General features: G+C 67.3%; 8 protein-coding genes. 7 read left to right on the forward strand and 1 reads right to left on the reverse strand.

Features of this window, described 5'->3' with window-relative positions:
• Positions 1 to 219: 219 nt before the first annotated feature.
• The 7 genes from Q0176_RS10030 (at position 220) to Q0176_RS10060 (ending at position 8,456) form a co-directional block, all read left to right on the forward strand.
• Entirely contained in the window at positions 220 to 1,332 is a 1,113-nt protein-coding gene (locus Q0176_RS10030) for an ABC transporter permease (RefSeq protein ID WP_299302366.1), read from the forward strand.
• A 2-nt stretch (positions 1,333 to 1,334) separates the two neighbouring features.
• On the forward strand, positions 1,335 to 2,444 hold the full coding sequence (locus Q0176_RS10035) for an ABC transporter permease (RefSeq protein ID WP_299302369.1): 1,110 nt from the start codon (positions 1,335 to 1,337) through the stop codon (positions 2,442 to 2,444).
• Positions 2,445 to 2,567: 123 nt separating this feature from the next.
• Positions 2,568 to 3,614, forward strand: coding sequence for an HlyD family efflux transporter periplasmic adaptor subunit (locus tag Q0176_RS10040; RefSeq protein WP_299302372.1), 1,047 nt, complete (start codon positions 2,568 to 2,570; stop codon positions 3,612 to 3,614).
• Positions 3,611 to 5,407, forward strand: coding sequence for an ATP-binding cassette domain-containing protein (locus Q0176_RS10045; protein WP_299302375.1), 1,797 nt, complete (start codon positions 3,611 to 3,613; stop codon positions 5,405 to 5,407). The genes Q0176_RS10040 and Q0176_RS10045 overlap by 4 nt, the downstream gene beginning before the upstream one ends.
• A 258-nt stretch (positions 5,408 to 5,665) precedes the next feature.
• Positions 5,666 to 6,769 carry an ABC transporter substrate-binding protein gene (locus Q0176_RS10050; protein ID WP_299302378.1) on the forward strand — a complete coding sequence of 368 codons (1,104 nt, stop codon included), beginning with the start codon at positions 5,666 to 5,668 and terminating at the stop codon, positions 6,767 to 6,769.
• A 70-nt stretch (positions 6,770 to 6,839) separates the two neighbouring features.
• Positions 6,840 to 7,676: a class I SAM-dependent methyltransferase gene (locus tag Q0176_RS10055; RefSeq protein WP_299302381.1), complete on the forward strand. Its 837-nt coding sequence runs from the start codon at positions 6,840 to 6,842 to the stop codon at positions 7,674 to 7,676.
• 27 nt (positions 7,677 to 7,703) lie between these two features.
• Complete coding sequence (locus Q0176_RS10060; RefSeq protein WP_299302384.1) at positions 7,704 to 8,456, forward strand: class I SAM-dependent methyltransferase; 753 nt, start codon at positions 7,704 to 7,706, stop codon at positions 8,454 to 8,456.
• Positions 8,457 to 8,585: 129 nt separating this feature from the next.
• Here the strand turns inward: Q0176_RS10060 and Q0176_RS10065 are convergent.
• Positions 8,586 to 10,146: fused MFS/spermidine synthase (locus Q0176_RS10065; protein ID WP_299302387.1), on the reverse strand; the 1,561-nt coding region annotated here is incomplete at its 5' end.

The raw sequence follows: 10,146 nt of genomic DNA on the forward strand, positions 1-10,146 counted from the left end.
CCTGTCCTAGTACCCAATTCCAATGGGCCAAACGACCCACAGTATATTTCAGTATAACATCAAACGGGGAAAAATACGCAGACCTCATCTTCCTTAAATAGGATACGCCGAAGTGCTGTGATGGTGGGGTTACGGAGACGGAATGTCCCCCTCCTGCGGGAAGGCCGGGAGCCCGCCGGAGCGAGTCGGTTTTCCCGGGTCTGCAAGGAGATGGGATCGATGTTCGCCCAAAGACTCCGGGCCCTGACGAAAAAAGAGGCGCTTCAGATCGTGCGGGACCCCAGCAGCATCGTCATCGCTTTCATATTGCCGCTCACCCTGCTCTTCCTCTTCGGCTACGGCCTGTCCCTCGACGCCCGCGATATCCGCCTCGGGATCGCGCTGGAGGACGGAGGACAACCGGCGCGGGACCTGGCCCGGCACTTCGCCGAAAACCCCTATTTCAAGCCCGGCCTCGCCGCCTCGCGCCAGGAGCTTCTGCCCGGGCTGATCACGGGGGAGCTCAAGAGCGTCCTGATCGTCCCGCAGGGCACCTCCGCCGCTCTTTATTCGGGCCAAAATTCGGGCCGGAAGGCCGCCCTTCAGCTGCTGACGGACGGGAGCTACCCCAACTCCGGAGCCCTGGCGGAGAACTACACGGTGGCCGCGATCCTCCAGTGGGGAGGGGAGCTGTCCCGCACGTCGCTGCCCATCGCCGTGGAGCCCCATTTCCGCTACAACGACGGGCTGGAGAGCCGGTACTCGCTTATCCCGGGCATCATGGCCGTCATCATGGCCCTGATCGGGACGATGCTCACGGCCCTGGTCGTAGCGCGCGAGTGGGAGCGCGGGACCATGGAGGCGCTCTTCTCCACGCCCGTCAGCGCGCTGGAGCTCCTGCTGGGCAAGCTGATCCCCTACTACCTCCTGGCCATCTTTTCCACGTTCTTCAGCCTGGCCCTGGCAGTAGGGCTCTTCGGCGTCCCGTTCCGCGGCTCCCTGCCGGCCCTCTTCGCCGTGGCGTCGCTCTTCATGATGTCGGCGCTCGGGCAGGGCCTGATCATCTCGACGCTCTCCAAAAACCAGTACGTCGCCTCCTTCGCCGCGCTGCTCTCCGCCTTCCTTCCCGTCGTGCTCCTGTCCGGCTTCATCTTCGAGCTGAACTCCATGCCGTTCGTCCAGAGGGCGATCGCCGCCGTCCTGCCGGCGCGGTACCTGGTGACCTGCCTCCAGACCCTCTTCCTGGCCGGCGACGTCTGGCCGCTCCTGATCCCCAACATGATCAAGCTGGGGCTGCTGGGTCTGTTCTTCCTGGCCATGACGCTTCGATACACCAAGAAGGTGCTGGCCTGACCATGTTCGGACGCATCCGTTCCCTGGTCGTCAAGGAGCTCTACGCCGTCCTGCTGGACCCGAAGACGCGCTTTCAGGTGTTCGTCGGGCCGTTCGTCATGCTCTTCCTGTTCAGCTTCGCCATCACCATGGAGGTGCGCAACGCGCCCCTGGCGGTCCTGAACCAGGACAACGGGGACCTGGGGCGCAGGCTCGAGGCGGCCTTCACGGCGAGCCCGGCCTTCACGCGCGCCTTCAGCCTGTCGAGCGTCCCGGAGGTCGGGCCGGCCATCGCCGAGCAGAGGGCGCTGATGGTCCTGCGCATCCCCGAGGGCTTCTCGGCCTCCCTGATGCGCGGCGAGCCGGCCTCCGTGCAGGTCGTCCTGGACGGGCGGAAGGCCAACGCGGTCCAGATCGCCTACGGCTACGCCGTATCCATCACGAACGGCTTCGCCCGCGGGCTCAGGAAGACCCTCACCGGGGCCGACGCGCTCCTGTCCGTGGAGCCGCGCCAGCTCTTCAACCCGAATCACGACTACCTCTGGTTCACCCTGCCGGTGCTGCTGGTGGTGCTGACCCAGATGCTGTCCCTGCTCGTCTCGGGCATGAGCGTCGCGCGCGAACGGGAGCTCGGGACGTTCGAGCAGCTGCTGGTCTCGCCGCTCTCGCCCCTGGAGATCGTGGCCGGCAAGGCGCTGCCGGCCGCCGCGATCGCCCTCGGCATCGGGGTCGCCATCCACGTCCTGGCCCGCACGGTCTTCGGCGTGCCCTGCCTGGGGAGCCTGGGGCTTCTGGCCTTCAGCTTCCTGCTCTTCATCCTGGCCTGCACGGGCGTGGGGCTCTTCATCTCCTCGCTCTGCAGCACGCAGCAGCAGGCGTTCCTGGGGGTGTTCACCTGCATGGTGCCCTTCGTCCTGCTCTCGGGGTTCGCCACGCCGATCGAGAACATGCCGCACGCCCTGCAGACCCTGACCCTGCTCAACCCCGCCCGTCACATCATCGTCATCGCCCTCGGCGTCTACCTCAAGGACATTCCCCTGCGCGAGGTCACCGTGCAGCTCCTCTGGCTCTGCGGGATCGCGGCGACGACGCTCGGCGCCGCCGGGTGGTTCTTCAAGCGCAGGATACAGTGACCGCCGCTGCGCCGTTCGTTCCCATTTGGTTCCTATTCGGTTCCCGTTCGGGTTGCAAGGGCCTGCGGCCCTTGCCGGGGTTCCGGGGCGGAGCCCCGGAAGTCGAGAAAAGGAGTCTTTGCCATGAAAAAACGGTTTGCCCTTGCGCTTTTCATTTTTGCGGCCGTCCTCGGCACGCTTTACGCGACCGGGAAGCTCGAGGGGCTGATCGATCGCTTCCGCGAGAAGGACCCCAACCGGATCCGGCTCTACGGCAACGTGGAGATCCGGCAGGTGCTCCTGGGCTTCCGCGTCCCCGGCCGCATCGAGGCTATTCACCGCGAGGAGGGCGAGAGGGTGGCGTCCGGCGACCTGCTGGGCATTCTGGACCCCGTCCCCTACCGAATCAAGCGTTCGGAGGCCCGGGGGGCCATGCTCCAGGCGAAGGCGGCCCTGGACAAACTGCACCGCGGATTCCGCGCCGAGGAGGTCCGGGAGGCGGAGGCGCAGCGCGACCGGGTCCGGGCCTCGCTGAACCTGGCCGAGAAGGACTATGGCCGCATCTCCAACCTGTTCGCACGGAAGGCCGTCGCCAAGAGCGATCTGGACCGGGCGGCGTCGCAGCGCAGCGCCCTGAAGGCGGAGCTCGCGGCGGCCGAGAACGCCCTGGCGTTGGTGCGCGAGGGCTACCGCAGGGAGGACATCGAGGCGGCCGAGGCGGCCTATGAGACGGCCAATGCCCGGCTCGCGGAGGCCGAAAACGCCCTCTCGGACACGGAGCTCCGCTCCCCGGCGGAGGGGACCATCCTGACCCGCGTCTCCGAGCCCGGGACCGTCGTGGGGGCCGGCCAGGTCGTCTACGCCCTGGCGCTCGAGCGCCCCATCCAGGTTCGTACCTACATCCCGGAGCCGCAGCTCGGCCGGGTCCGGGTGGGGATGCCGGCGCGCATCGTCACGGACTCCTCCCCCGATCCCATCGAGGGTACGCTCGCCTTCATCTCCCCGACGGCCGAGTTCACCCCCAAGCAGGTGCAGACCGAGGACCTGCGCACCGACTTGGTCTACCGCGCACGGATCCTGGTGGAGGACGACAGGGATGGACGGCTCAAGAACGGGATGCCCGTCACCGTCCTGATGGAGGCCGTCTCGATGGAATCCAAAGAAGCCTCCGAGGCCGCGGCATCGAGATGAGCCCGGCCGAAAAGCGTCCGCCTGCAGGGCCCGCCTCGGGCTCCGAGATCGTCATCGAGGGGCTGGTCCGCACCTTCGGCCGGCGCGCCGCGCTGGACGGGATCACGGCGCGCATCGCGGGGGGGCGGATCACGGGCCTCGTCGGGCCGGACGGAGCGGGAAAGACGACGCTGCTGCGCCTGCTCTGCGGCCTCCTGGCGCCCACGGGGGGGCGGGTCACGGTGTGCGGGTACGACACGGCGGCGGATACGGACGCCATCCACGAGCGGGTCGGCTACATGCCGCAGCGGTTCGGGCTCTACGAGGACCTGACGGTCCGGGAGAACCTGGACCTGTACGCCGAGCTGCGCTCCGTGCCCCGCGAGGAGCGTTCCGCCCGATACGAGGAGCTCCTCGCCTTCACCGGGCTCGGCCCCTTCACGGGCCGCCTGGCGGGCCGGCTCTCCGGCGGGATGAAGCAGAAGCTGGGCCTGGCCTGCACGCTGCTCTCCCGGCCGCCCGTCCTGCTGCTGGACGAGCCGGGTGTGGGCGTGGACCCCCTGGCGCGGCGCGAGCTGTGGCGCATGGTGCGGGAGCTTCTGGCCCAGGACCGGATCGTCGTCTGGAGCACCGCCTATCTGGACGAGGCGGAGGCCTGCGACACGGTGCTGCTCCTCAACGATGGCAAACTGCTCTACGACGGGACGCCGGAGGACCTGGCGAAGCGCGTCGAGGGCCGGGTCTTTCTGCTGAGCGGGGCCGGCGGGGGGCGACGGAAGCTCATAGCCCCCCTGATGGAGCGCAGGAGCACCCTGGACGCGGTCATCCAGGGGTCGAGCGTGCGCGTCCTGACGAGCGACGACGGCACGGAGCTGAGGGGGGACCTGGACGCCCTCTCCCGCGAGGCCGGGATTGTCGCGGCGTCCGGGGCCCCGGCCGGACTCGGGCTCGGGCCGACGCCGCCCCGTTTCGAGGACGCGTTCATGCAGCTTCTGGGCGGGGCCCGGCGCGGCAGCGGCGCGGTGGCGGAGTTCTTCGGCGAGAAGGGGACGGGCGGCGTCTCCGTGGAGGCGCGGCACCTGACGAAGCGGTTCGGGAGCTTCACGGCGGTGGACGACGTCTCCTTCTCGATCGGACGGGGCGAGATCTTCGGGCTCCTGGGCCCCAACGGGGCCGGGAAGTCCACCACGTTCAAGATGATGTGCGGGCTGCTTACTCCCACGGAGGGCGGCTGCGCCGTGTCCGGCCTGGACTTCAGGACGGCGCCTGGCGCTGCGCGGGCGAAGCTGGGCTATATGGCGCAGAAGTTCTCGCTGTACGGGGACCTGACCGTGCTGCAGAACCTGCGGTTCTTCTCGGGCATCTACGGGCTGAGGGGCGGCGCGGCGGTGGAGCGCGTGGTCGAGACGTTCGATCTGGGGCCCTACCTCTCCTCCCGGGCGGGCTCGCTGCCCCTGGGCTTCAAGCAGCGCCTGGCGATGGGCTGCGCCGTGATGCACGGGCCGGACGTCCTCTTCCTGGACGAGCCGACGAGCGGCGTGGACCCCGTGACGCGGCGCGAGTTCTGGACCTGCATCAACAGCTTCGCGCTGAAGGGCGTCACCGTGATGGTGACGACGCACTTCATGGACGAGGCGGAGTACTGCGACCGCATCGCGCTGGTCTACCGCGGCAGGACCATAGCCTCCGGCCCCCCCGACGCGCTCAAGGCCTCCGTGCGGACGGACGAGCGCCCCGACCCCACCCTGGAGGAGGCGTTCATCGCCCTGATCGAGCGTCAGGACGTGGCGGGGGCCGCCGTCCCGAAGCCGTGACGCGGGTCCGGCCGGCGTGAGACGGGCCCGGGACGGCCCCGTCCGCAACCCGGCAGTCCTCTTCGCCTCCCTCCGCTTTTTCCGTGGCCTTGGCAACAGACGCCCTCCGCCCTTCGTGTCAGAATGGGTCCCATAAAGTTGGCTTAAGCCAACTTTATGGGACTTTTTGGTTGTCGGAGGCCTGTCCCTGATTGAAATCGGGGTTTGCTTCCTTGGAGAAATGGTGGAGGAATGGTGGAAGAATGGAGGTCGATCGAGATGAAGAGGTGTAAGAGGCTTCGTTCCCGGCTTGTTGGAGCCGTGGTGGTCCTTGCCGTGGCGCTGACCTGGCCGGGGAGCTCGGAGGCGCGGACGGTACGGGACCACCTGGGCCTCGACGTGGATCTGCCCGAGAAGATCGAGCGCATCGCCGTCGTGGCGCCGCTGCCGCTGGCCTCGGTGGTCGCCGTGTATCAGGGAGGCGACGTGAGAAACCTGGTGGGGATACCGCCGGACCTGCTCAACACGGCGCGGCGCTCCGTGCTGGGGAAGTACGCGCCCGGCCTGCTCTCCGTGTCCAGCGACTTCTACAAGGGAGGGTCCCTGAACATCGAGGAACTGCTGAACCTGAAGCCGGACGTCGTCTTCTACTCCGGCGCCGTTCACACGGAGACGTACAAAAAAGCGGGGATCCCCGCGGTGGCCTTCACCCACCCCAACATCGGCGGATCGGTCAGCACGCTCCGCACCCTGGAGATGTGGCTGGACCTCATGGAGCAGGTCCTGGGCGGGGAGAACAAGGCCAGGGGCATCGTCGCCTACGGCAGGGAGGTCGAGGCGGAGATCGCCCGACGCGTCCGGGACATTCCTCGGGAGAAGCGCGCCAGGGTCCTGATCCTGAGCAACTACAACGATACGGCGATCAGCGTATCGGGCCGGAAGACCTTCGGGGAGTACTGGTGCGACGCCGTTGGAGCCGTGAACGTGGGACTGGACGTCGGGAAGAAGAACGTCAACATGGAACAGATCTACGACTGGGCGCCCGACAAGGTGTTTCTGACGACGTTCACGGCCCTGGTCCCGCAGAACCTGTACGACAACACGGCGGGCCCCGGTCACGACTGGAGCCACGTCCCTGCGGTCAGAAACCGGGACTGCCACAAGTTCCCGCTGGGCATGCACCGCTGGTGGCCGCCCTGCACCGATACGCCCCTGGCCCTGTGGTGGTTTGCGAAGGCGGTCTACCCCGATCTTTTCGAGGACATCGACATCCCCCTGAAGGTGAAGGAGTACTACGGCAGATTCTACGGCATGGAGCTCACGGACGGGGAGGTCGAAAAGCTCCTTTCGCCCGGGGCCGAGATGCGGCGGGACTTTTTCTGATGCCGTCCCGAGGCGCTCCGGGCTTTCGTTCTTGACCGAGTGCGGGTTTTGAGCAAAGGAGGATTTTCGATTGAACATAAGCGCGGATTTTTTTGACGCGATCCTGAACCGTCCGGATCCGAACCTCTCCGAGTCCGAGGACTTCTGGGACGCTAAGGCCGAGCCCTTTTTCGCCTGCAAGCGAACCTACGGCACGAGCCTGACGGACCGGGTGGTCCGATACCTCTCCGACGAGGGGATGCTCGGTCCGGGGGCCTCCGTCCTGGACGTCGGGTGCGCCTATGGACGCTACGCCCTGCCCTTCGCCGCGGCCGCGAGGGACGTGACCGCCGCGGACATCTCCCCCAGGATGCTGGAACTGTGCGCGGAGCAGGCCGGGGAGAAGGGCCTTTCCAACCTCGAGACGCTGAAGCACGACTGGAAGAAGGATGAGCTTGGCGGGCTGAAGGGGCGTTTCGATCTGGTGTTCGCCTGCATGTGCACGCCCGCGAGGACTTCCGCGGGCCTGGAGAAGATGACCGCGGCCAGCCGGGGACACTGCGTCGTCGCCCAATACGTCTCCATGAAGGACTCCATCATGGACGCCCTGGCCGGGGAGCTCGGCGTGGACCAGAGCGCCGATTCCCACAACGGCGGGGACATCGCCTGGGCGGTCTTCAATCGGCAGTGGCTGAACGGTTTTCTCCCCCGGATGACGTTTCTGGAGAGGAACGAGGACCGAACCCTGAGCCTGGACGAGGCGTGCGACCGCTACAGGATGGGCCTGGGCAAGGCGGCCTCGGAGCGGGGCGCGGACCTTCGCTCCCTGCTGCGCACGCAGGAAAGGGACGGCTGCATCCGCGTCTCCGGAAGGACCATCCTGGCCCTCGTGTCCTGGAAGGGCTCCTCCGGAGAGGGCCGCCTTTAACGACATTCGACGAAGAGGGTGAAACTCATGGCAATGGAAGTGGGACATGTCTTTCTGGCCAGGCTCGGCAAGCGGCGGCTGCGTCCCGGCGGACGGGCGGTAACGGACTGGCTGATGCGAAGCGGCGGGCTCGGGCCCGGGACGGAGGTCCTGGAGGTGGCGTGCAACATGGGCACGACGACGGCGGAGCTCGTCAAAAAATACGGATGCCGCGTCACGGGGCTGGACATGGACCCCGAGGCGCTGGAGAAGGCGCGGAGGAACCTCGCCGCCGCGGGCGCGGCGGACCGCGTCACCCTCGTCGAGGGGAACGCCACGGCCCTGCCGTTCCCCGACGGGCGCTTCGACGCGGTGGTCAACGAGGCCATGCTGACGATGCTCGACCCCGAAAGCCGGGCCAAGGCCGTCACCGAATATTTCCGCGTGCTGAAAAAGGGCGGGGTGCTGCTGACGCACGACGTCATGCTGACGGAGGACTCCCCGGAGCTCGTCCAGGGCCTGAGCCGGGCGATCAACGTCAGGGTGTACCCGCTGACGGGGACGGAATGGCGAAAAGTCTTCGAGGAGCGCGGCTTTTCCGGCCTCAAGGTCCGGGAGGGGCCCATCACCCTCATGAGCTTCAAGGGGATGATTTACGACGAAGGGCTCTGGGGCGCGCTGCGGATCTTTCTGAACGGGCGGAAGAAGGAGAATCGGGAGTTCTTCGGGCGGATGTCCGGTTTCTTCAATGCGCACCGAAGACAGCTGAACTACATCGCCGTCGTCGGCACCAAGGCCTGAGCGGGATCCCTGCGGAGATCGCCGACATACGCGACAAACGGGAGGAAGCGGGATTTTCCCCGCCTCCTCCCGTTTTGCACCTTTTCAGATCGCACCTTTTCAGGGCGTACCTTTTCGCATTGCCGTCCCCTACCGCATCAGGGCGTAGCGCTCGACGGGCGCGAAGGCGTCGGTGAACGCCGGGACCGAGGCCTCGAAGTGCTCGAGCCACTGATGCTCCAGCAGACTCACGACGGCGAGCTCCGGGACCGGCGGAACGGCGGGCAGCTCCCGGGACCGAAAGGCCACGATCATCAGGTTCTGCCGGGACAGCGCATACCTGGGGTCGGAGGCGGACGCCGGAAAGATCAGGAGCCTTGGGAATACCGACTCGAGCGCCGCATAGATTCCGTGGAACACCCCGCTGCGGGGCCCCTGGAGCGAGGCGATGACGTTGACGATCAGCACCCCGTCCGGGCTCAGCAGATCGTGCATGCGCTGCGCGGCCTCCACCGTCGCCAGGTGGAAGGGGATGGAGTACCACGACCCGAAGACGTCCATGAAGACGGCGTCGTAGGAGCCCCGACGCCCGGGATCCCGCGCCTCCCGGTTCAGGAACGCCCGCGCATCCTCGTGAAAGATGCGCAGGCGCGGGTCCTCCGGGATGGAGAAATACTGCCGCGCCGCCTCCGTGATGCCGGGGTCCAGCTCGACGACGTCGAACGAGACCCCGGGACGCTCCGCCAGGACGTGGCGGGGCACACAGTAGCCTCCTCCGCCCAGCATCAGGATATTCTTCGTGTCGGGCTTGAAGTGAAAGGCGAGGTCGTAGAACTTCGTGTAGTCGCTCACGAGCTCGTTGGGATCGTCCGTGTACATCAGGGACTGCGCGCCCTGCGGGTCCGTCATCAGAATCCGGACGCGCCGCCCGTCCGCCTGATTGCTCTCCACGATGGAGATGTGGTTGTAGGGCGTCTCGATATGCACGCCCACGGGCATCATCGGCAGCCCCCCCGTCTTCGCGGCCACGGCAGCGGCCGCGAGCAGGCACAGGACCAGGAGAGTGCCCTTCCAAACCGGCAGGCGGAGCAGCAGGGCCAGAACGGCCAGGACGGTCGCCAGCATCAGGAGGATGACCCCCGACGGAGCGAGGGAGATCAGGATGAACCCCCCCAGAAAGGTCCCCAGAATGCTGCCCGCGGACGAGAGCGCCGAGAAGCGCCCCACCGTCCCCCCCGAGGTGCCGACGTCGTCCATCGCGAGGCGAACGACGAAGGGGGAGACCATGCCCAGGAGCAGGCTCGGGAGGGCGAAGATCAGCAGGGCCGCGAGGACCACGGCCAGATAAAGGTTCAGGTTCAGCCCGCCGAGAAACGAGAGCACCGCGTTGCCCGCCCACGCCAGGCAGCCCGTGCAGACCGCGGACAGGAGGACGATCCGGGCCAGCACGCGGCGTTCCGGGCGCCGGTCCGCCAGAAGCCCTCCCGCCCAGTTGCCCGCACAGAGGCTCGCCATGACGACCCCGATCAGGGCCGTCCACACGACCAGGGACGTCCCAAAAAAGGGCGCGACGAGACGCGACCCCGTCATCTCCAGAATCATAACGCACGCGCCGCACAGGAAGGACGTGGCCTCCAGCAGTCCGAAGCCCCGGCAGGAGCCACTCACGCCTCGGTCGGCAAGGGCATGAGCCAGGTGGGCGTCAAGGACG

The sequence above is a fragment of the uncultured Fretibacterium sp. genome, assembly GCF_938040765.1.
In the GTDB taxonomy this organism is placed as follows: domain Bacteria; phylum Synergistota; class Synergistia; order Synergistales; family Aminobacteriaceae; genus CAJPSE01.